Here is a 23,318-nt window from a genome sequence, read left to right as displayed (position 1 = left end):
CATGAGTTATTTTTCTGATATATATTATGGAATAAAAACACTTCTAACGGGAATGAGTGTTACTGGAAAGTATTTTTTGCATTCCAGAAAGGGTGCAATAACCCAACAGTATCCTGACAATAGAGATACTTTAAAAATGTTTGATCGTTTTCGTGGCGAAGTAGTGATGCCTCATGACGAAAATAATTTGCACCGTTGTACGGGTTGCCAAAAATGCGAACTGGCCTGCCCAAATGGAACTATCGAAATTATTTGGGACAGACAAATTGATCCCGAAACCGGCAAAAAGAAAAAAATGATAGACAAACACATTTACCATTTAGGAATGTGTACTATGTGTGGTCTATGTATTGAAGCCTGTCCGACAGATGCTATCAAATGGGCGCAGAATTTCGAAAATTCTGTTTATGATAGAGAGTACTTAACTAGAGTTTTAAACAAACCAGGATCTAAAGTGGTATCTGGTCTAGAAGATTAATCTTATGGAAAAAATTGTGTTTTATATCTTGGCACTAATAATGATTGTTTTTGCAATTGCTTCTGTAACGAGTCGCCAAATGCTCCGATCAGTTATTTACCTACTATTTGTACTTATTGGAATAGCTGGAATTTACTTTTTGATTGATTATAACTTCCTGGCAGCAGTTCAACTCACCGTCTATGCTGGAGGGATAATTGTATTGATTATTTTCTCGGTGCTTTTGGTTCATCATATCGAAATGGAACTGGAAGTTGCTAAAAAATCCAAACAATTTCTAACGGCTTTAATTTGTTTGATTGGGCTTTCTGTCTTTTTATATACTATTTATTCGAATGATTTTAAGGTCGTCGAAAACACTAAAACTACAACAGTTTCCGACATTGGGATGGGGCTTTTAAGTTATGATGCAGGTGGATTTATTTTACCTTTTGAAGTAATCAGTATTTTATTATTAGCAGCAATAATCGGATCTATAATTATAGGAAAAGGAGACAAACTAACAAAAAATGATGAAATATTATGATAGCAGGAATTAGCATATACGAAATTCTCACCCTTACCTCTATCTTATTTTTTATAGGTATTTATGGGTTTATTACAAGAAAAAATTTGATTTCAATTTTAATTTCGATCGAATTAATTTTAAATGCTTCAGCTGTAAATTTTGTTGCCATCAACAAGTATTTATACCCAGATGCTTTGCAAGGCGTTTACTTTTCGATCTTTATTATAGCCGTGGCCGCTGCTGAAACCGCACTTGCCGTTGCAATTATTATCAATCTATATAGACTAATTAGCTCTGTAGAAGTGAAGGACACTGAAATTATGAAGTATTAACATTCTGAAAACATGAACATAACTTATATATTTTTTATTCCGTTGATTCCGTTAGCCGTTTTCTTGCTTTTGGGAATCTTTAACCAACAAATCAAACCAGCAGTTTCAGGATACATCGGTGTTTTGGGATTATTAGTCGCTGCAGCACTTTCATATTATACTGCTTACCAATACTTTTTTGTTTCTGGAAAAGTAAATGGTGTTTATCAGACTTTCGTCGAAAAAACAGTCTGGATGAACTTTACCGATACCCTGCATATTGACATGGGAATTTTGGTAGATCCCATATCAGTGATGATGCTTGTAGTGGTCACAACAATTTCTTTAATGGTTCATATTTATAGTCGAGGATACATGAAAGGTGACGGCGGATATACCAAATTTTTCTCTTTTCTGTCTCTCTTTTCATTTTCAATGCTCGGATTGGTATTGGCTACAAATCTATTCCAAATTTATATCTTCTGGGAATTGGTAGGAGTTTCCTCTTTCTTATTAATTGGCTATTATTATACCAAAACATCGGCGGTCGCAGCTGCCAAAAAAGCCTTTATTGTGACTCGATTTGCTGATTTTGGCTTCTTGATCGGGATTCTGATCGTAGGCTATTACGCTGGTACTTTTGATTTTCAAACATTAAACGCTGTCAATCCAGCAGGCGAAGGATTGCTTTTGCATTGGGGAGCTTCTTCCTTTATGGGATTATCTGTAATTACTTGGGCACTGCTTTTAATATTTATGGGAGGAGCCGGAAAATCGGCCATGTTCCCATTGCACATTTGGTTGCCAGATGCCATGGAAGGTCCAACTCCAGTTTCGGCATTAATACACGCAGCAACCATGGTTGTAGCCGGAGTATATCTAGTGGCTCGATTATTTCCAATGTACTATTTTGTTGAAGGAGGATTTGCTTTGAATATTGTGGCATATGTTGGTGCATTTTCGTCTTTATTTGCAGCCATTATAGCGGTTACCCAAAATGATATTAAACGGGTTTTAGCGTTTTCGACCATGTCTCAAATTGGTTTAATGATGTTGGCATTGGGTGTTTCGGGTTATGACAATCACGAAGGTGTTGGATATATGGCCTCTATGTTTCATTTGTTTACCCACGCCATGTTCAAAGCCCTACTGTTCTTGGGAGCTGGTTCTGTTATTCATGCGGTTCATAGCAATTACTTGAAAGATATGGGAGGATTGCGCAAGTATATGCCAATCACCAATATTACTTTCCTGATTGCTGCTTTGGCTATTGCAGGAGTACCGCCATTTGCAGGATTTTGGAGTAAAGACGAAATATTAGTTGCTGCTTTTGAAAAAAACCAATTGCTTTATTTTGTGGGTCTTTTTATAGCTGGCTTAACCGCTTTTTATATGTTCCGTCTTTATTTTGGAATATTTTGGGGTAAAGAAACTGAATACAAACATGCTCCACACGAATCTCCTATGTCAATGACATTTCCTTTATTGTTTTTGGCTTTAATGAGTATTGTTGCAGGATTTATTCCTTTTAGTGAATTTGTTACCGCTGACAAAGTTGGATTCGAAGGACATTTAGATTATCCATTGGCTGCTGCGGCAGTAGGAATAGGATTAGCCGGAATCATCCTTGCCTGGGTTTTCTATAAAAAAGAAAATGATTTGGCTGAAAGATTTGCCAATGCATTCGGAGTATTTTATAAATGGACATTCAATAAATTTTATTTTGACGAAATCTATATGTTCGTTACCAAGAAAATAATTTTCGATCGGGTTTCAGCACCAATTGCCAAATTCGACAAGAAATATGTTGACGGAACAATGGAAGGCATCGGAAACAAAACGGTTCTAATTTCCGAAAAAATAAAAGGATTACAATCCGGTCGATTACAAGATTACGCTATGTTTTTTGTTTCGGGAGTTGTAGTTATCGCTTTGGTTTTCATTTATTTATGGACATAACAATAAACTAATATGGATATTTTATCACTTTTTGTAATTGTACCTATATTCACGCTTATAGCTTTGGTTTTATCCAAAGGCTTGAATCAGGCTCGAATTATTTCAATGATTGGAAGTTTCATTCAACTCGGAATGGCTATCAATTTACTTTTTGCTTATTTTAGAGAAAGAGCGGTCAACAAAAGCGTTATGCTTTTTACCCAAGACGCTGTTTGGTTTAAAAATTTCAATATCCATTATGCTATTGGTGTTGATGGAATTTCGGTCGCGCTGTTGTTGCTGACCTCAATTGTAGTGCTGGCGGGCGTTTTTATTTCTTGGAAAACAGACGACTTACCCAAAGAATTTTTCATTTCCCTATTGGTATTGGCCACTGGAGTATATGGTTTCTTTATTTCCATCGATTTGTTTACCATGTTTGTATTCTACGAAATTGCGGTAATACCAATGTATTTGCTGATTGGAATTTGGGGCTCAGGTCCTAAAGAATATTCTGCAATGAAGTTGACATTAATGTTAATGGGAGCCTCTGCTATTCTTTTGGTTGGTGTTCTAGGAATTTATTTTAATTCGAATGCCGATGGTGGCGCTTTAACTTTCAACATCTTAGAAATTGCCAAAGTGCACATTCCATTTGAAGCTCAAAAGCTATTTTTCCCATTAACATTTATTGGGTTTGCAGTATTGGGAGCTTTGTTTCCATTTCATACTTGGTCACCAGATGGTCATGCCTCTGCCCCGACAGCGGTATCAATGCTTCACGCAGGAGTTTTAATGAAATTGGGAGGTTATGGTGTCTTTAGAATTGCAATGTTTTTATTGCCATTGGGAGCTATTGAATGGTCTTGGTTTTTCATCATATTATCCGCAACCGGAGTCATTTACGGTGCCTTTGGAGCTTTAAAACAAACCGATTTAAAATACATCAATGCATATTCCTCAGTGAGTCACTTAGGAATGGTATTGTTCGCTTTATTAATGCTGAACAAAACAGCTTGGAACGGAGCTATTTTACAATCACTTTCCCACGGTTTTATGACTGCCCTGTTCTTTGCATTAATCGGAATGATTTACGGAAGAACACACACAAGAGACATCACCAAATTGGGTGGATTATTAAAAGTAATGCCGTTTATATCCGTCATCTATGTAATTGCGGGATTAGCATCATTGGGGTTGCCTGGATTTAGTGGTTTTGTTGCCGAAATGAACATTTTTGTTGGAGCATTTCAGCATCAAGAAATGTTTTACAGGGTAGCTACAATTATTTCAGTGTCGGCAATTGTGGTAACAGCAGTCTACATTCTTCGTGTTCTCGGAATTATGCTAATGGGACCAGTTAAAAACGATGAATTTTTAGACTTGCCAAAAGCAACCTGGTTTGAAATAACAGGCATTCTGTTGCTATTAATTCCAATGATTGGTATGGGAGTTGCACCACTTTGGTTGAGCAATATGACAATGGATAGCATTCAACCATTTATTCAAGGAGTATTAAATCATTTATAAAATAAAGAAAAATGGATTTGAACAGCATTATCGCAATGAGACAAGAAATTTTCCTATTGGCAATTATTTTACTGCTAATTGTAGGCGAAATTTTCATACCAAACAATAAAAAAAGAAGCATCATTCATTTAGCTCTTTTTTTGTTTGGCATTCATACAATTATAGGATTTTTTACAATTGAAGAAAGTAGTTTATTTGGTGGAATGTTCCGAACAAATAATCTAATTCACTTCTTTAAAAATGTGCTCAATGTGGGCGTATTGATTATTTTACTTCAGTCAGCAGATTGGATTCAGGAGAAAATGGTAAGCCAAAACAAAGGAACCGAGTTTTTTTTACTTTTATTTTCTTCGCTTCTGGGAATGTATTTTATGATTTCTTCAGGTGATTTTCTAATGTTTTATATCGGATTGGAATTGTCAACTTTGCCAGTTGCAGCGCTAGTAGCATGGGAAACTTCCAAAAGAATTTCGAGTGAGGCAGGTATTAAATTTATTCTTTCAGCTGGATTGGCGTCTGGAGTTTCCTTATTTGGAATTTCATTATTGTATGCCTCTACTGGTTCCATATATTTCGCCGATATCCTTAATGTATTGACAAGTACAAATTTAACTTTATTAGGATCCATCCTATTCTTTTCGGGATTAGCCTTCAAAATATCATTGGTTCCGTTTCATTTTTGGACCGCCGATGTTTATGAAGGAGCACCAATTGGAGTTGCTTCCTATCTATCGGTAATTTCAAAAGGAGCGGCAGTTTTTATTCTAATGATTATAATGTTTACGATTCTAAGACCATTAATGCAGTTTTGGGAAAACATTATCTATGTCCTTGCAATTGCAACAATGTTTATTGGAAATCTATTTGCATTGCGTCAACAAAATATGAAACGATTTCTGGCGTTCTCTTCAATAGCACAAGCCGGATTTATCTTATTAGGACTAATTTCCGGAACACAACTAGGGACAGCAACAGTTGTTTATTTTGTAATGGTGTATATATTTTCGAATTTAGCTGCTTTTGGAGTAGTGCAAGCCATTTCATTGCAAACAGGAAAAGAAAACAGAGACGATTATAACGGTCTGTACAGAACCAACCCCAATTTGAGTCTCGTGATGATGCTGGCATTGTTTTCCTTAGCCGGAATCCCTCCAGTGGCAGGATTCTTTGGAAAATTCTTTCTATTTGCCGCTGCAGCAAGCAAAGGCTATTATCTATTGGTTTTCTTGGCAGTTGTCAATGTAACCATTTCGCTTTACTATTATTTATTGGTGGTAAGAGCGATGTTTATAAGAAAAAATGAAAATCCAATTCCATTTTTCAAGAACAAAATTTATATGCGATTGGGATTGATAATAACAGTTTTAGGTATTCTTATACTAGGTTTATACAGTCCTTTATATGATTACATTTTTGAATTAAGCAACGTTTTTAATAAATAAGTTATGGCATCATTAGACGGAAAACATTCATTTGGAAGCATCGGAGAAACAAGAGTCACTTTTGTCGAAAAAGGGGTTGACGAAGGCCGTAAGGATTTCTTGAAACAATTATTGGAACACAACGGTTTTGAAGTTGTACTTGATCAAGAAAAGAAAAAAACGGAAGAAGATCCACAATTATATACTGTGGCTGTAACCGATATGGTTTTTAATCCCACAATTTGGATTTTCGAACGAGATCTAAGAACTCTAGAAGGTCACAAAGTAACACAAGACTATTGGTTTCAAAGAACGAAAGAGACAAAACCTCAATATTGGAAAAATTCATAAAAACAAAAAATCAAACTTTCAGTATTTTTATCTTAACTTTATACTGCTAATTCCACATTCTAACTGTGGTATTAGCAGTATTTTTTTGAAAAGATAAAAAACAAGTTATGAATTTATTTGAAGATCAAAATGATGAATGGGCAGAAAAATTAGCTCCAATTCTAAAGAAATACAAAGAAAAAAAACATCCGTTAGACTATCATAATTTGTATCAATTAGTTGTAATGGTTGTACTTTCTGCACAAGATTCGGATGCGAATATCAATACTATTGCCCCAGCATTATTTGCAGTCTTTCCTAATATGGAAAGTTTGGCTGCTTCGAATAAAGAGGCCCTTATTCCACATATTTCCAAAGTTAGAAATTTTGGAACCAAAGCTAACTGGTTAATCGAAATTGCACAAACCATCCAAAAAGACGAAAATATCCCACTGACGATGGATACTTTAACTGCTCTAAAAGGCATTGGACGTAAATCTGCAAATGTGATTATGCGAGAAGCCAATGTTCCTGCAGAAGGCATAATTGCCGATTTACATGTAATTCGGGTGGCCCCCAGAATTGGATTAATACCAGAATCAAAAGACGGTATCAAAGTCGAAAAACAACTCATGCAAATTTTACCCAAAAATATTTGGGGTGAAATCGGTATGTCTATTTCATTTTTAGGAAGAGAAATTTGTAGACCAAAACCGAAATGCGAGGACTGTCCAATTAAGCATATTTGTTGGTACTATAGACTAAAAGGTCAATGTCCATAACACATATTTAAAATATTTTTTATAAAAAAAACCTTAAATCTGTTTCATATATCTTCATTTGGGGCATGCCCCCGTTGCATACCATTTTATCTTCTCAATAGCTTTTTGTTGGCAACGCGGTCGGGCTGTCCACTGTATCCACGCCCAAAAGCGTGGGATGCCGTTCCCATCCCTCATGCAATGGCGTTTACAAAACAGCTTTATTGTTTAATTCCGTTTTACGTTATAAACAAAAAAAACAGCTCAAAAAGAAGAGCTGTTTTTCATAAATTCGAAGTAAGTATTGTATCCTAAACAGTAACCCAATTAATTGGTTGTAGCCACGTTTTGGTTTTTCATTTTCAATTCCCCTTTGTAGACTTCGGCGATTGATTTTCTGGACAAAGTGGTCGCTTGATTCGCAATCACGATTTCATGTGTCACTTTTTTAAGATTAGTTTCCACTTCCAAAAAGTAAACTCCATCAGGAAATTCCTCAAGGCTATAGGTTTTCAAGATACCCCCTTTTCCGGTGGCGATTTCGCTATAGATTACATTGTGGAATTTATCGTAGATCGTTACATTGGCTTTTTGAATCTGGTTTACCGAAAAACTAATTTCTTTACCCGTTCCTTTTTTTACATTTAGTAAAAAATCACCATCGATTGCATAAGTACTCATGGTAGTCATCGCTACTAATACTACTAGACTAAGTTTTAAGATCGTTTTCATAATACTGCTGTTTTAAATTAGTAATAATTTCTATAGCTAAAGTAGTATCCTAATTCCATTCAAAATGCAACTGTATTTTCCAATACAACTGCTATTTTAACCATACGAAAACGATGTATTGACTCTTGAGATAATTTAGTACAGATTCGAGGTAATTTAGAATAGTTTTTTCTTTGAGTTTTTGAGCTTTTTTATTAAAAACCTTTTGCAAACAAAAAAACCTAACCGATAGATGAAGGGGTTCACAAAAGAAAGGCGACGTCTCCCGATTGCAATCGGGGCTCCCACATAACTGCAGTATTTTTTCAAAACAAAAAACCCCACATCGATAGATGAAGGGTATTTCAAAAGAAAGGCGACGTCCCCCGATAGCTATCGGGGCTCCCACATAACTGCAGTATTTTTTCAAAACAAAAAACCCCTCATCGATAGATGAAGGGTTTTTAAAAAGAAAGGCGACGTCTCCCGATAGCTATCGGGACTCCCACATAACTGCAATATTTTTTCAAAACAAAAAACCCCTCATCGATAGGATGAAGGGTTTTTAAAAAGAAAGGCGACGACATACTCTCCCACATAACTGCAGTACCATCTGCGCAGGCGGGCTTAACTACTCTGTTCGGGATGGGAAGAGGTGAGCCCCGCCGCAATAACCACCTTAAGGTTGTTATAATTGCTTTGGGCAATTATCTGCAAGTCGTAATTCATAATTCTGAATTCGTAATTGCAATAATATCGTAACATACTGAGATAAAGAATATAAAAAGTATTTTATTAGAAAGTTTCTCCCCGAGCCTTTCGGCTCGGGAAAAGGTGTACATAAGCTTACGGGTTATTAGTACTACTCGACTATGACATTACTGCCTTTACATCTATAGCCTATCAACGTGGTCATCTCCCACGACCCTTAAAAGAAATCTCATCTTGTGGTGGGTTTCGCGCTTATATGCTTTCAGCGCTTATCCCTTCCAAACGTAGCTACTCTGCGATGCTCCTGGCGGAACAACAGATACACTAGAGGTTTGTCCAATTCGGTCCTCTCGTACTAGAATCAGATCCACTCAAATTTCTTGCGCCCACAGTAGATAGAGACCGAACTGTCTCACGACGTTCTGAACCCAGCTCGCGTGCCACTTTAATGGGCGAACAGCCCAACCCTTGGGACCTTCTCCAGCCCCAGGATGTGACGAGCCGACATCGAGGTGCCAAACCCCCCCGTCGATATGAGCTCTTGGGGGAGATCAGCCTGTTATCCCCGGCGTACCTTTTATCCTTTGAGCGATGGCCCTTCCATGCGGAACCACCGGATCACTATGCTCTACTTTCGTACCTGATCGACCTGTATGTCTCTCAGTCAAGCTCCCTTATGCCATTGCACTCTACGCACGGTTACCAAGCGTACTGAGGGAACCTTTAGAAGCCTCCGTTACTCTTTTGGAGGCGACCACCCCAGTCAAACTACCCACCAAGCAATGTCCCCCGCAATCGCGGGGTTAGGCCTCAGATAAACAAAGGGTTGTATTTCAACAATGACTCCACAACGCCTGGCGACGCCACTTCACAGTCTCCAACCTATCCTACACATCATTTATCCAAGGTCAATACTAAGCTATAGTAAAGGTGCACAGGGTCTTTTCGTCCCACTGCGGGTAAACGGCATCTTCACCGTTACTACAATTTCACCGAGCTCATGGCTGAGACAGTGTCCAGATCGTTACACCATTCGTGCAGGTCGGAACTTACCCGACAAGGAATTTCGCTACCTTAGGACCGTTATAGTTACGGCCGCCGTTTACTGGGGCTTCATTTCAATGCTTCTGATTACTCATAACATCTCCACTTAACCTTCCAGCACCGGGCAGGTGTCAGGCCCTATACTTCATCTTACGATTTTGCAGAGCCCTGTGTTTTTGATAAACAGTCGCCTGGACCTCTTCACTGCGGCCTCTATTTTTACATAGAGGCGACCCTTCTCCCGAAGTTACGGGTCTATTTTGCCTAATTCCTTAGCCATGAATCTCTCGAGCACCTTAGGATTCTCTCCTCGACTACCTGTGTCGGTTTGCGGTACGGGTACTAATTACCTGAAGTTTAGAGGTTTTTCTTGGAAGCCCTTAGGCGCACTATCTCTTTGTCCGAAGACTCCGAGTACTATCGTATTTCCCCAAGCCGCGTGGATTTGCCTGCGCAGCTTATAGGTAGGTACTTCAACGAACTATTCCGTCAGTTCGCGGCGCTTTCATCACTCCGTCACCCCATCACAGTAATCAGTAGTACGGGAATATTAACCCGTTGTCCATCGACTGTCCCTTTCGGGTTCGCCTTAGGTCCCGACTAACCCACAGCTGATTAGCATAGCTGTGGAAACCTTAGTCTTTCGGTGTGCGGGTTTCTCGCCCGCATTATCGTTACTTATGCCTACATTTTCTTTTCTAACCAGTCCAGCATACCTTACGATACACCTTCAACCCTGTTAGAATGCTCCCCTACCACTTGTAATAAATTACAAATCCATAGCTTCGGTAATATGTTTATGCCCGATTATTATCCATGCTCGTCCGCTCGACTAGTGAGCTGTTACGCACTCTTTAAATGAATGGCTGCTTCCAAGCCAACATCCTAGCTGTCTAGGCAGACAAACCTCGTTCTTTCAACTTAACATATATTTGGGGACCTTAGCTGATGGTCTGGGTTCTTTCCCTCTCGGACTTGGACCTTAGCACCCAAGCCCTCACTGCTGGTAAACATTATATAGCATTCGGAGTTTGTCAGGAATTGGTAGGCGGTGAAGCCCCCGCATCCAATCAGTAGCTCTACCTCTATATAACTTTGCGACCAGCGCTGCACCTAAATGCATTTCGGGGAGTACGAGCTATTTCCGAGTTTGATTGGCCTTTCACCCCTACCCACAGGTCATCCGAAGACTTTTCAACGTCAACCGGTTCGGACCTCCACACTGTGTTACCAGCGCTTCATCCTGCCCATGGGTAGATCACACGGTTTCGCGTCTAACACTACTGACTAAAGCGCCCTATTCAGACTCGCTTTCGCTACGGATCCGTGGCTTAACCACTTATCCTTGCCAGCAACGTTAACTCGTAGGCTCATTATGCAAAAGGCACGCCGTCACCCCACTAAAGGGCTCCGACCGCTTGTAAGCGTATGGTTTCAGGATCTATTTCACTCCGTTATTCACGGTTCTTTTCACCTTTCCCTCACGGTACTGGTTCACTATCGGTCTCTCAGGAGTATTTAGCCTTAGCGGATGGTCCCGCCAAATTCAGACAGGGTTTCACGTGCCCCGCCCTACTCAGGATACCACTATCTATTACACTTATTACTTATACGAGGCTATCACTCTCTTTGGCTCTACTTTCCAGTAGATTCTAATTCTTTGTGCATAAAATATCGTGGTCCTACAACCCCAGCATTGCCGTAACAACACTGGTTTGGGCTAATCCGCGTTCGCTCGCCACTACTTACGGAATCACTTTTGTTTTCTTCTCCTCCGCCTACTTAGATGTTTCAGTTCAGCGGGTTTGCCCACCTATCGGTGTACTATGTCTTCAACATAGTGGGTTGCCCCATTCAGGTATTTACGGATCAATCGGTGTGTGCCCGTCCCCGTAACTTTTCGCAGCTTATCACGCCTTTCATCGCCTCTGAGAGCCAAGGCATCCCCCATACGCCCTTATTTTGCTTATTGTACCAATCGTAAACTTAATTACGACCGTTTTTTTTCGTTTCTATACTTAAAAAGTATAAAAACTGCTTTCTACTTTTTATTATTTCTTATCTCAATATGTCAATGAACTTTTTTCTTAGTGATTAGTACTTAGTAAGTAGTGATTAGTCTAAACTAATTACCATTCACTCTTTACTATTCACTAGAATAGTGGAGAATAACGGAGTCGAACCGTTGACCTCCTGCGTGCAAGGCAGGCGCTCTAGCCAGCTGAGCTAATCCCCCAATTTAATTATGAATTGTGAATTATGAATTATGAATTGCTGTAATTCGTAATCTTTCAACCCTAGAATTTCCTTTCAATCTATGTTTATGAACTTTTTCAATTCGTAATTCGTAATTTACAAATTCGTAACTGTTTTGTTGTCTCGGACAGACTCGAACTGTCGACCCCTACATTATCAGTGTAGTACTCTAACCAGCTGAGCTACGAGACACTCTTCATTCTTATTTTTGTGCTTATTTAGCACATGTTTTTTAAATTAACAGCAAGAGTAATAAAATTTCAATCTTTGTAACCAATAGTCTTTTCGTCTTCTTTCCTCAGCGTGTATAAATACTAACACTAAGGCTCTAGAAAGGAGGTGTTCCAGCCGCACCTTCCGGTACGGCTACCTTGTTACGACTTAGCCCTAGTTACCAGTTTTACCCTAGGCAGCTCCTTGCGGTCACCGACTTCAGGCACCCCCAGCTTCCATGGCTTGACGGGCGGTGTGTACAAGGCCCGGGAACGTATTCACCGGATCATGGCTGATATCCGATTACTAGCGATTCCAGCTTCACGGAGTCGAGTTGCAGACTCCGATCCGAACTGTGACCGGTTTTGTAGATTCGCTCCTGGTCACCCAGTGGCTGCTCTCTGTACCGGCCATTGTAGCACGTGTGTAGCCCAAGGCGTAAGGGCCGTGATGATTTGACGTCATCCCCACCTTCCTCACAGTTTGCACTGGCAGTCTCGTTAGAGTTCCCGACATGACTCGCTGGCAACTAACAACAGGGGTTGCGCTCGTTATAGGACTTAACCTGACACCTCACGGCACGAGCTGACGACAACCATGCAGCACCTTGTAATTTGTCTTGCGAAAAAACTGTTTCCAGTCCGGTCAAACTACATTTAAGCCTTGGTAAGGTTCCTCGCGTATCATCGAATTAAACCACATGCTCCACCGCTTGTGCGGGCCCCCGTCAATTCCTTTGAGTTTCATTCTTGCGAACGTACTCCCCAGGTGGGATACTTATCACTTTCGCTTAGCCACTGAGATCGCTCCCAACAGCTAGTATCCATCGTTTACGGCGTGGACTACCAGGGTATCTAATCCTGTTCGCTACCCACGCTTTCGTCCATCAGCGTCAATCCATTAGTAGTAACCTGCCTTCGCAATTGGTATTCCATGTAATCTCTAAGCATTTCACCGCTACACTACATATTCTAGTTACTTCCTAATAATTCAAGTCCTACAGTATCAATGGCCGTTTCCCCGTTGAGCGGGGAGATTTCACCACTGACTTATAAGACCGCCTACGGACCCTTTAAACCCAATGATTCCGGATAACGCTTGGATCCTCCGTATTACCGCGGCTGCTGGCACGGAGTTAGCCGATCCTTATTCTCACAGTACCGTCAAGCTCTCTCACGAGAGAGTGTTTCTTCCTGTGCAAAAGCAGTTTACAATCCATAGGACCGTCATCCTGCACGCGGCATGGCTGGATCAGGCTTGCGCCCATTGTCCAATATTCCTCACTGCTGCCTCCCGTAGGAGTCTGGTCCGTGTCTCAGTACCAGTGTGGGGGATCTCCCTCTCAGGACCCCTACCCATCGTAGCCTTGGTAAGCCGTTACCTTACCAACTAGCTAATGGGACGCATGCTCATCTTTTACCGTTGTGACTTTAATAGCATCATCATGCGATGTCGCTATACTATGAGGTATTAATCCAAATTTCTCTGGGCTATCCCTCTGTAAAAGGTAGATTGCATACGCGTTACGCACCCGTGCGCCGGTCTCTAATTCCGAAGAACTATACCCCTCGACTTGCATGTGTTAAGCCTGCCGCTAGCGTTCATCCTGAGCCAGGATCAAACTCTTCATCGTATATTGTTTGCTTAATTGCTTAAGCTATTATTATTCGACTCCAATTCTAGTGGTCAATATTCAAATCTATCGATTCTATTACTCTTATTCTTTTGTTTTAAGATCTCTCTTAAAACGGCTGTCAATTCAATATGTCTAGGAACGTATTCTTCTTTTTTTACTCACTAGTCTTTCGATTAGCGGGTGCAAAAGTAACTATTCTTTTCTAACTGGCAAGAAAATTTTAAAGTTTTTTGAAAAATTTATTTTTTCGTTTTCTTCTTCTTTTCTTATCAGCTTTTCAAGGAACGTTACGCGTTTTGCGGGGTGCAAAAATAGCTTACGTTTTCGAATCTCACAAGCTTTTTACAATCTTTTTTTTTGAAAATAATTTTTCATTTGGATTTTATCGGCTTGTCAGGATTTCTAAGAACGTCTGCGTTGTTGCGGGTGCAAAAGTAGTTCCTTTATCCGTTTCTGCAAGGACTTTTTAGAAGTTTTTTGAAAGTATTTTTTAATCAATTGGTTTATTGCTATTTACAATGAGGCAGTTCTGCAGCTTTCTTGAGTTTTAGAGTCCTTTGTGCAGGTTTTGCGCTTGGCTTACTATTTTCTTGCACTGAAATAGCATACAGATTAAACGGATTTATGTGGATTTTTTTCTTAGCGAACTTCAACACTATATATTATGGTGCGGTTTTATACTTTCGATCTTAGAAAAAAAAAAATGCCCCTAGCCCTGATAGTAGCGGAAATCCTCCTAGTGCCGGTGTTCGGCACTAGGAGATTGTAACGGATAGCAGGAAATAGCTCCTGATTATTTCAATTATACAATTATTGGTTTTTATACTTATATACAGAACAAACCTTATATATCTATTGTATGTGTTTTGTTAATGCTTTATATTTGCATTCTTAAAATATAAAAAACAATGATTAAGATTACTTTGCCCGATGGGTCAGTTAGAGAGTTTGCTCCCGGAGTAACTCCGATGGATGTTGCAAAAAGCATCAGTGAAGGATTTGCTAGAAATGTGATTTCGGCTTCTTTTAATGGCACAACAATTGAAACATCAACACCACTGACGACCGACGGCAGTCTTACTTTATATACATGGAATGATGCTGATGGCAAGAAAGCTTTTTGGCATTCGACTTCGCACGTTATGGCGCAAGTACTTGAGGAAATGTATCCTGGTATACAATTGACTCTTGGACCTGCAATTTCTAACGGCTTCTATTATGATGTGGACTTTGGTGATCAAAAGATTTCGGATGCAGATTTTAAGAAAATTGAAGACCGTGTTCTTGAAATTTCAAGAGGAAAACATGAATTTAAAATGCGTCCTGTTTCGAAAGCAGAAGCGTTGGAAATATACAAAGACAATGTATATAAAACTGAACTGATTACTAATCTTGAAGACGGAACAATCACTTTTTGCGATCATTCTACTTTTACTGATTTATGTCGTGGAGGTCATATTCCGAATACAGGAATCATCAAAGCAATGAAAGTGATGAGTGTAGCCGGAGCTTACTGGAGAGGTGATGAGAAAAACAAACAGCTTACTCGTGTTTACGGAACTTCATTCCCTAAACAAAAAGATTTAACAGAATATCTAGAATTACTAGAAGAAGCAAAACGTCGCGACCACAGAAAACTAGGAAAAGAGCTGGAATTATTTGCTTTTTCTGCAAAAGTTGGTCAAGGTTTGCCTTTATGGTTACCAAAAGGAGCAGCTTTGAGAGATCGATTGGAGCAATTTTTGAAAAAAGCACAGAAAAAAGGAGGTTACGAACAAGTTGTTACTCCACATATTGGTCAAAAAGAATTGTATGTAACATCTGGTCACTACGCAAAATATGGAGCGGATAGTTTTCAACCCATAAGCACTCCTGCTGAAGGAGAAGAGTTTTTATTGAAACCGATGAACTGTCCTCATCACTGTGAAATCTATAACGTAAGACCCTGGTCATACAAAGATTTACCTAAGCGATATGCTGAATTTGGAACTGTTTACAGATACGAACAAAGCGGTGAATTGCATGGTTTGACTCGTGTACGTGGGTTTACGCAGGATGATGCACATATTTTTTGTACTCCAGAACAATTAGACGAGGAGTTTAAAAAAGTAATTGACTTGGTACTTTATGTATTTGGTTCATTAGGTTTTGAAAACTTTACTGCTCAAATTTCTCTGAGAGATAAAGAGAACAGAGATAAATATATTGGTTCTGACGAAAATTGGGAAAAAGCAGAAAATGCCATTATAAATGCGGCTGCCGACAAAGGACTAAGCACTGTTGTCGAATACGGAGAAGCTGCTTTCTACGGTCCTAAACTGGATTTCATGGTAAAGGATGCATTGGGCAGACAATGGCAACTAGGAACGATACAGGTAGATTACAACTTACCCGAGCGTTTTGAGTTGACCTACAAAGGATCTGATAATGAATTGCATAGACCTGTAATGATTCACAGAGCTCCATTTGGATCTATGGAACGATTTATTGCCATTTTATTAGAGCATACAGCAGGAAATTTCCCGCTTTGGTTGATGCCCGAGCAGGCAATTATACTGTCTTTGAGTGAGAAATATGAAAATTATGCTAAAAAAGTTTTAAATCTGCTAGAAAATCACGAAATTCGCGCCCTAATTGACAACAGAAGCGAGACGATAGGAAAGAAAATCAGAGATGCAGAAATGCAGAAGATCCCGTTTATGCTGATTGTAGGTGAAGAAGAGGAGAAAAACGGAACCATTTCTATTCGTCGTCATGGTCAAGAAGGAAAAGGCAATATCAGCGTTACAATAGAAGAATTTGCTTCGATTGTTGACGAGGAAATCAAAAAAACATTAAAAGTATTTACAGTTTAACTTAAATTATAAAGTCATAGCAATAAGAAGCAACAGAGGTTATCAACCTCGCGTAGAAAAAAAGGATGCACACAGAATAAACAATTTTATTCGTGGTGTACAAGAAGTAAGACTTGTGGGTGAAAACATAGAGCCTGGAGTTTTTAAACTTGCAGAAGCTTTAAGATTAGCTGACCAATTTGAATTGGATTTAGTTGAGATTTCACCAAACGCAGAGCCGCCAGTTTGTAAAATCATGGATTACAAGAAATTTGTTTACGAACAAAAGAAACGTGATAAGATTCTGAAAGCCAAATCTACTCAAGTGGTAGTAAAAGAAATACGTTTTGGTCCTCAAACTGATGAGCATGATTACGAATTTAAGAGAAAGAATGCTGAAAAATTCCTAAAAGAAGGAGCTAAATTAAAAGCTTTTGTATTCTTTAAAGGACGTTCTATTATCTACAAAGATCAAGGACAAATCTTATTATTAAGATTGGCTACTGACTTGGAAGAATATGGAAAAGTAGAAGCGATGCCAGTTCTTGAAGGAAAGAGAATGATTATGTTTATTGCTCCGAAAAAGAAAAAATAGTTAATAGGCAAAAGTCAATAGGCAAAAGTTTTAAAACTAATGGCTAATGGCTAATGGCTAATTACTCAAAAATAAGTAAGTAAGAATAAATTAAAACACTAGGAAAAAATGCCTAAAATGAAAACCAAATCTAGCGCCAAGAAACGTTTTAAAGTTACTGGTTCTGGAAAGATTAAGAGAAAGCATGCTTTTAAAAGTCACATCTTGACTAAAAAATCTAAAAAACGTAAATTAGCTTTGACACACTCAGCGCTAGTTCACAAAACAGATATGAAAAGCATCAAACAACAATTAAGAATTATCTAATCGACAATTTCCAATTGTCAATTAATAAAGAATAATTCTTTAGGTTAAAAACAATTTCAATAACCTTGGAGTATGGCCTTAAGTTCCTTTGATTCAATTCAGGACGCCTACTACAAAAAAACAATAAAATTATGCCAAGATCGGTAAATTCAGTTGCAAAAAGAGCAAGAAGAAAAAAAATAATGAAGCAAGCCAAAGGTTTCTTTGGTAGACGTAAAAACGTTTGGACAGTTGCTAAGAATGCGGTAGAGAAAGCAATGTGCTACGCTTACCGTGACAGAAAAGTGAATAAAAGAAATTTCCGTGCATTATGGATTCAACGTATCAACGCTGGAGCTAGATTGGAAGGAATGTCTTATTCTCAATTCATGGGTAAAGTAAAAGCTAACGGAATCGAATTGAACCGTAAAGTTCTTGCAGATTTAGCGATGAACCACCCAGAAGCTTTCAAAGCAGTACTTAATAAAGTAAAATAAACGTTATATAAACTCAATTTAGAATTACTTACTTATAAAAGAACCCAATCTTTCGATTGGGTTTTTTGTTTTTATCCATAAAAATCATAAGACCAGTAAAGGTGCAATAATACCAAAGCTTAGCAAGCCAGTAGTATAATCTTTTGCACCAAAAGTAGTTTCGGCATAGCCTGTGTAATTGTATTTTCTGGCAACGTATCCCAAATAGAACTTCATGTTAAAATCTTTGAAAGGCATATATTGAATTGTTGGTATAAGCCCATAACTGGTAGATAATTTTGAACTCCCATTTGGATCTGGATTATCTTTCCACGATGCATTACTTGTCATAACTGTCAATAATAGGTTAATTTTAGGATTAACCAAATACTCCGCTCTTATCCAGTTTTCCACATAAAGAGTATTTTGAGCAGCATACTGATATTGATTACTGATGATACCAGAGATGATCCCTTTGCGGTCAAGACCTTCATCACTATATTGAAAATCGTAATACAGCAATAGATTTTTAGCCTTAAATTTATTTCCCAAAGCAAAATAATTCATATGTGCCCCTTTGGCTTCATTGAAAAAACTATAGCTATAGGTAGTTTCAAATTTACCATCAAAAAAATTACCTCTCCAATTAACGACTGCTGCTAAAGGATATTCTGAAGGATTTAAATTTGGTGGTGCCGTGCTCCCGTATTGCTCTTCATACGTTTTTGTTCTTGAATTTAGTATTTGAAATGAAAATGAATTTTTTTCGTCACTCAATGTATGCGAGATACCCGCACCTACCAAAAAATTATCTGCATATTCTATAATATCATTATAAGCCAAAATATCTATTGGGTTAAAATCAAATTCCCATCCACCCCAATCTGCACATAACTTCCCGAAAGAAAAATTAGTTCTTGGGCTTAAATCAATTCTAACGAATGCCAAATCGACAGATCGACTAATATTGTCCAGATTTCCCGGAATTGGCTCTCTGGTGTATCTATTTCTAAATCTGAAATATACTTTGTCGTGAATTTTACCTTTTACTTCAAACCGAAGTTGGTTTACGTTAAAGTTTGAAAGCGTATGTTCCCCATCAAAAAATTTACTATCATACGCCATTCTAGTATTAAAAACAACATCAATATCCCGCAACAAAGATTGTTTTGAAATAGGAATTAGTGACTTAATAGTATCAGTAAATAATTGATTCCCTTCATTTGTTTGCTTTTCCATTTGATCAATTTGATCGACCTGACTAAAAGCAAAAATTGGAAAAAAACAAATTATCATATAAATATAATATTTTCTCATAATTAATTGCATTAAGATTTTACAATAAAAGTGAACCTAACAAAAAACCAACAGCGATAGAAACACCAATAGCAACTACTCCCGGCACAAGGAAACTATGGTTGATCACAAATCGCCCAATTTTGGTGCTTCCTGTTCTGTCAAAATTAATTGCTGCCAATAATGTTGGATATCCAGGCAAAACAAAATCGCTATTTACAGCAGGAAATATAGCTATTAATGCCGCTGGGGGTAACCCTAAAGCAATTCCTAAAGGCATCATTGTTTTAGTAGTGGCAGCCTGGCTGAACATCAAAACACCCAAGATAAAAACAGCAATCGCAAAAGTCCAGGGATAAACAGAAACAATACCTCCTAGTGCATTCTGAATTAAATCATTGTTGGCATGCATAAATGTAGAACTCATCCAAACCACACCAAAAACTGACACTACCGCTGATGCCATTGATGTAAACAAACTTGCTTTGGTAACCTCAGTTGTACTCGTTTTAGTAATTAACATCATAGCTGCTGATGCAGTAAGAGTGATAACACTAATTATTGTAACCATAGATAAGGAACCATTTGCTGCAACTGCAAGAGATTTGATTCCTGGTTCAAAACTGGGCACCAATTTCGGGAAGGCACCAGCCATAACGATTAATACAATTGCAAAAGTAAAAATCAACACAGAAGTCTTAGCTCCTGGTTTTAATGCTTTTTCCTTTCCTGTCGTATCTGTTTCCATGCTTTTTGCAAATTCAGGATCTTTCATTTTTTCTATAAAAATCGGATCATCCTTAAGTTCCAATCCTTTTTTAAAAACAGAAAAACAACCGATTAATATGCCTATAATACAAGCCGGAATACAAATCATCATAATATCGACCAAAGCTCCTGGAAAACCCAATATTACCACTAGTGCCGCCGTAGCCGCACTCATAGGACTTCCGGTCAAAGCAAGATGAGATGCTATAACAGAAATACTTAAAGGCCGCTCCGGACGAATCCTTTTCTTCGCCGAAACTTCAGCAATTATAGGCAATAATGAATAAACAATATGGGCAGTACCCGCGAATAAACATAAAAAATACACGGTAAAAGGAGCGATAAAAGTAATATTGGAAGGATTGCTTCGAATAATTTTTTCGGCTAGACTCACCAGATAATCTAATCCGCCTGAGGCTTGCAGTGTGGCTGCTGTTGTAACAATAGCCATAATAATAAGCATTACATCAAGCGGAGGATCGGTTGGTTTCATTTTGAATACAAAAAGAAAAATAAATAATCCAACCATCCCCATAACTCCTAATCCAATTCCTTTCATTTGTGATCCAATAAGAATCATTGCAATAAGAACAGCAAATTCAATCCAAAACATATATTGAAATTTAAAAAAGTTATAATTATATCACAGATAAAACTGTTGTTTCAACAGTCTTTTGATAATTATCAGTATTCAAAGAAATTCGTTTGAATTTTTGATTTATCACTGGTTTCAGACAAAGATAACATCAACAAAATTCTTGCTTTCTGAGGACTCAAGTCGTCCGCAACAATAAAACCAAGTGCAGCATCGTCAACTTCGTTCTCTAATGTTATTCTTCCTGATCCGGCTCTATTGGATCTACAAACAACAATTCCTTTTTTTACAGCTTCTTCCAAAGCTTTTCCAACCGGCGCATTAAAATTTCCATTCCCCATACCTGCATACACAATTCCTTTTATGGGTGAATTTGCTAAACATGTTACCGTCAAAGGGCTTGCATCTGCGTAACCATAAACAATTTCCACTTGCGGCAATGATGTCAGTTTAGAAACATCAAACTTTTTCGCAGGATCTCTTAACGATTTATAATAGTAACTCACTTTTCCATCATAAATTAAACCAATAGGTCCAAAATTTCGAGATTGAAAAGTACCCAAATTTGTAGTGCTGGTTTTTGTGACATCTCTAGAATCAAAAATTCTTTCATTCATTGATACAATAACTCCTTTATCCTGACTTTTGGGGTCTGCTGCAACCATTACGGCATCCAATAAATTCCTATTCCCGTCTTGGCTCATTGCCGTAGAGGGACGCATGGCTCCTACCAAAACCACAGGCTTTTCATATTGCACAGTTAAATCCAAAAAATAAGCTGTTTCTTCCTGTGTATCTGTTCCATGAGTGACCACTATAGCATCTGCTAAATTATCTTTGAAAATCTGATTGATTCTGTTAGCCAATTTCAACCAAGTAGTGATATTCATATCCTGACTTCCAATTTGCGCAATTTGCTCCCCAGTTATTTTGCCATAATTGTGAATTTGTGGTACAGCATTAAGTAAATCGTCAATTGGCACCTTACCCGCCGTATAAGCAGCTTTAGTTTCTGACTCTCCAGAACCAGCAATAGTCCCACCTGTTGCCAAAATAATTATTCTTGGCATTTTTTTTGGGGATTTGTCTTGAGCCTGTATGTGTATAAATGCAAAAGACACTAAAAAAAGTAGAAAAATTTTTTTCATGATTTTCTTTTTAATTTTTAATCAATAACTTTAAACAATCAAGAAGTAATAAACCTAGGATTAATTAAATTTTCTATCGAATAGATTTCATTCCATTTGTCCTGTGTTATCAATTTACGTTCTACAACTGCAATCTGATGAACACTTTTACCTGTTTTTAAAGCCTCGCCAGCAATACTAGCACTTTCTTCATAACCGAGAATTGGATTTAATTGAGTTACAATTCCAATGCTGTTCATCACCAATTGATAGCAATGCTCTTCGTTTGCCGTAATGCCTACAATACATTTATCAATTAAAGTTTGAATGGCATTTGATAAATAGTCCAATGAGGTAAACATTGCAAATGCAATAACAGGTTCCATCACATTCAATTGCAATTGACCCGCTTCTGCAGCCATCGTAACGGTCAAATCTTGTCCAATAACATAAAAACAAGCTTGATTGACCACTTCCGGAATAACCGGATTCACTTTACCGGGCATAATTGAAGAACCTGGCTGACGCGCCGGCAAGTTTATTTCATTAAACCCGGTTCTTGGTCCCGAACTCAATAATCTTAAGTCGTTGCATATCTTCGAAACTTTGACAGCTGTACGTTTAAGTGTTCCCATAATTTGTACATATGCTCCCGTATCTACGGTGGCTTCTATTAAATCGGGGGATAATGTCAATGGTATTCCGACTTCTTTGGCCAGATAGTTAACACAAATTTCGGGATATCCTTCCGGAGCATTTACTTTCGTACCTATGGCGGTTGCTCCCATATTGATTTCTAAAACTAAACTTTGAGCATCCCTAAGCCGTCTTACATCTTCACCAATTGTGGTTGCATAAGAATGAAACTCCTGCCCTAAAGTCATAGGAACCGCATCCTGCAACTGTGTTCGTCCCATTTTTAACACTTTGTTAAATTCATTTCCTTTTGCGGTGAAAGCGACTTCCAATCCCTCCAAAGTCTTGATGAAATGATCCATTTTTAAATAAAGTGCAATTCTAAATGCTGATGGATAAGCATCATTGGTGGATTGTGAACAATTGACATGATTGTTTGGATGCAAGAATTTATATTCTCCTTTTTTGTATCCCAGATATTCCAACCCAATATTTGCAATTACCTCGTTGGCATTCATATTTACGGAGGTTCCAGCACCCCCCTGAATTAAATCACTTACAAATTCTTTATCAAATTTACCTGCAATTACCTGATCACTACCATAGCAAATGGCTTCTACAATTTTAGCATCCAGAGCACCGCAATCTTTGTTTGCCATAGCTGCTGCTTTTTTTACATATCCTAGAGCCTTTATAAACAAGGGCTCTTTTGAGATCGGAATCCCTGTAATATTAAAATTCTCTACCGCTCTAAAAGTTTGTATTCCATAATACAAATGATCTGGGATTTCCAAATGTCCCAAAAAATCGTGTTCTTTTCTTGTTGTTTCCATAATAAAATTGAATGATTTTTAAATT

At 38.2% G+C, this 23,318-nt stretch carries 17 protein-coding genes, 2 tRNA genes and 3 rRNA genes; 12 read left to right on the top strand and 10 right to left on the bottom strand.

What is annotated here, in order from left to right; genetic code table 11:
• Position 1 precedes the first annotated feature (1 nt).
• From OLM57_RS09745 to OLM57_RS09710, 8 genes are all read left to right on the top strand, one after another.
• On the top strand, positions 2 to 478 hold the full coding sequence (locus OLM57_RS09745; RefSeq protein WP_264563503.1) for a 4Fe-4S binding protein: 477 nt from the start codon (positions 2 to 4) through the stop codon (positions 476 to 478).
• A gap of 4 nt (positions 479 to 482) precedes the next feature.
• Complete coding sequence (locus OLM57_RS09740; RefSeq protein WP_264563502.1) at positions 483 to 1,004, top strand: NADH-quinone oxidoreductase subunit J; 522 nt, start codon at positions 483 to 485, stop codon at positions 1,002 to 1,004.
• Positions 1,001 to 1,318 (top strand): NADH-quinone oxidoreductase subunit NuoK, encoded by a 318-nt coding sequence (gene nuoK / locus OLM57_RS09735; RefSeq protein WP_264563501.1) that lies wholly within the window; start codon positions 1,001 to 1,003, stop codon positions 1,316 to 1,318. The genes OLM57_RS09740 and nuoK overlap by 4 nt, the downstream gene beginning before the upstream one ends.
• A 12-nt stretch (positions 1,319 to 1,330) precedes the next feature.
• Positions 1,331 to 3,256, top strand: coding sequence for an NADH-quinone oxidoreductase subunit L (gene nuoL, locus OLM57_RS09730; protein WP_264563500.1), 1,926 nt, complete (start codon positions 1,331 to 1,333; stop codon positions 3,254 to 3,256).
• 12 nt (positions 3,257 to 3,268) lie between these two features.
• On the top strand, positions 3,269 to 4,765 hold the full coding sequence (locus tag OLM57_RS09725; RefSeq protein ID WP_264563499.1) for a complex I subunit 4 family protein: 1,497 nt from the start codon (positions 3,269 to 3,271) through the stop codon (positions 4,763 to 4,765).
• Between the two features lie 11 nt (positions 4,766 to 4,776).
• A complete protein-coding gene (locus OLM57_RS09720; protein ID WP_264563498.1) occupies positions 4,777 to 6,207 on the top strand; it encodes an NADH-quinone oxidoreductase subunit N in 1,431 nt (476 codons plus the stop codon).
• A gap of 3 nt (positions 6,208 to 6,210) precedes the next feature.
• Complete coding sequence (locus tag OLM57_RS09715; protein WP_264563497.1) at positions 6,211 to 6,537, top strand: hypothetical protein; 327 nt, start codon at positions 6,211 to 6,213, stop codon at positions 6,535 to 6,537.
• A gap of 107 nt (positions 6,538 to 6,644) precedes the next feature.
• Complete coding sequence (locus OLM57_RS09710) at positions 6,645 to 7,298, top strand: endonuclease III domain-containing protein (protein ID WP_264563496.1); 654 nt, start codon at positions 6,645 to 6,647, stop codon at positions 7,296 to 7,298.
• Between the two features lie 306 nt (positions 7,299 to 7,604).
• Here OLM57_RS09710 and OLM57_RS09705 read toward each other — a convergent pair whose 3' ends face one another.
• The 6 genes from OLM57_RS09705 to OLM57_RS09680 all read right to left on the bottom strand — a co-directional run bounded on the left by OLM57_RS09705 (position 7,605) and on the right by OLM57_RS09680 (position 13,845).
• Positions 7,605 to 8,009, bottom strand: coding sequence for a secretion protein (locus OLM57_RS09705; protein WP_264563495.1), 405 nt, complete (start codon positions 8,007 to 8,009; stop codon positions 7,605 to 7,607).
• 551 nt (positions 8,010 to 8,560) lie between these two features.
• Positions 8,561 to 8,670: ribosomal RNA gene (gene rrf / locus OLM57_RS09700) — 5S ribosomal RNA — on the bottom strand.
• Between the two features lie 154 nt (positions 8,671 to 8,824).
• Positions 8,825 to 11,715 (bottom strand): 23S ribosomal RNA (locus OLM57_RS09695).
• Positions 11,716 to 11,905: 190 nt separating this feature from the next.
• Positions 11,906 to 11,979: transfer RNA gene (locus tag OLM57_RS09690), tRNA-Ala, on the bottom strand.
• A 138-nt stretch (positions 11,980 to 12,117) separates the two neighbouring features.
• Positions 12,118 to 12,191 (bottom strand) — tRNA-Ile (locus OLM57_RS09685).
• Positions 12,192 to 12,331: 140 nt separating this feature from the next.
• Positions 12,332 to 13,845: ribosomal RNA gene (locus tag OLM57_RS09680) — 16S ribosomal RNA — on the bottom strand.
• Together the 16S, 23S and 5S rRNA genes with 2 tRNA genes alongside form the textbook arrangement of a ribosomal RNA operon.
• Positions 13,846 to 14,756: 911 nt before the next feature.
• On the opposite strand from OLM57_RS09680, the gene thrS reads away from it, so the two are divergent.
• From thrS to rplT, 4 genes are all read left to right on the top strand, one after another.
• The gene (gene thrS, locus OLM57_RS09675; RefSeq protein ID WP_264563494.1) at positions 14,757 to 16,703 is read left to right on the top strand and encodes a threonine--tRNA ligase; all 1,947 of its coding nucleotides are present in this window, start codon (positions 14,757 to 14,759) and stop codon (positions 16,701 to 16,703) included.
• Between the two features lie 16 nt (positions 16,704 to 16,719).
• The gene (gene infC, locus OLM57_RS09670) at positions 16,720 to 17,277 is read left to right on the top strand and encodes a translation initiation factor IF-3 (protein WP_413614346.1); all 558 of its coding nucleotides are present in this window, start codon (positions 16,720 to 16,722) and stop codon (positions 17,275 to 17,277) included.
• Between the two features lie 108 nt (positions 17,278 to 17,385).
• The gene (gene rpmI, locus OLM57_RS09665; RefSeq protein ID WP_022827375.1) at positions 17,386 to 17,583 is read left to right on the top strand and encodes a 50S ribosomal protein L35; all 198 of its coding nucleotides are present in this window, start codon (positions 17,386 to 17,388) and stop codon (positions 17,581 to 17,583) included.
• 131 nt (positions 17,584 to 17,714) lie between these two features.
• Positions 17,715 to 18,059: a 50S ribosomal protein L20 gene (rplT, locus tag OLM57_RS09660; protein WP_035633036.1), complete on the top strand. Its 345-nt coding sequence runs from the start codon at positions 17,715 to 17,717 to the stop codon at positions 18,057 to 18,059.
• 84 nt (positions 18,060 to 18,143) lie between these two features.
• Here rplT and OLM57_RS09655 read toward each other — a convergent pair whose 3' ends face one another.
• From OLM57_RS09655 to aspA, 4 genes are all read right to left on the bottom strand, one after another.
• Positions 18,144 to 19,277 (bottom strand): OprO/OprP family phosphate-selective porin, encoded by a 1,134-nt coding sequence (locus tag OLM57_RS09655; RefSeq protein WP_264563493.1) that lies wholly within the window; start codon positions 19,275 to 19,277, stop codon positions 18,144 to 18,146.
• Positions 19,278 to 19,374: 97 nt separating this feature from the next.
• Positions 19,375 to 20,715 (bottom strand): anaerobic C4-dicarboxylate transporter family protein, encoded by a 1,341-nt coding sequence (locus tag OLM57_RS09650; RefSeq protein ID WP_264563492.1) that lies wholly within the window; start codon positions 20,713 to 20,715, stop codon positions 19,375 to 19,377.
• Between the two features lie 71 nt (positions 20,716 to 20,786).
• The gene (locus OLM57_RS09645) at positions 20,787 to 21,845 is read right to left on the bottom strand and encodes a type II asparaginase (RefSeq protein WP_264563491.1); all 1,059 of its coding nucleotides are present in this window, start codon (positions 21,843 to 21,845) and stop codon (positions 20,787 to 20,789) included.
• Between the two features lie 38 nt (positions 21,846 to 21,883).
• Positions 21,884 to 23,293 carry an aspartate ammonia-lyase gene (gene aspA, locus OLM57_RS09640; protein WP_264563490.1) on the bottom strand — a complete coding sequence of 470 codons (1,410 nt, stop codon included), beginning with the start codon at positions 23,291 to 23,293 and terminating at the stop codon, positions 21,884 to 21,886.
• Positions 23,294 to 23,318 lie beyond the last annotated feature (25 nt).

Source organism: Flavobacterium sp. N3904 (assembly GCF_025947305.1).
In the GTDB taxonomy this organism is placed as follows: Bacteria; Bacteroidota; Bacteroidia; order Flavobacteriales; family Flavobacteriaceae; genus Flavobacterium.
Note: the sequence above shows the minus strand (reverse complement) of the source record. Positions and strands in the feature narration are given on the sequence as shown.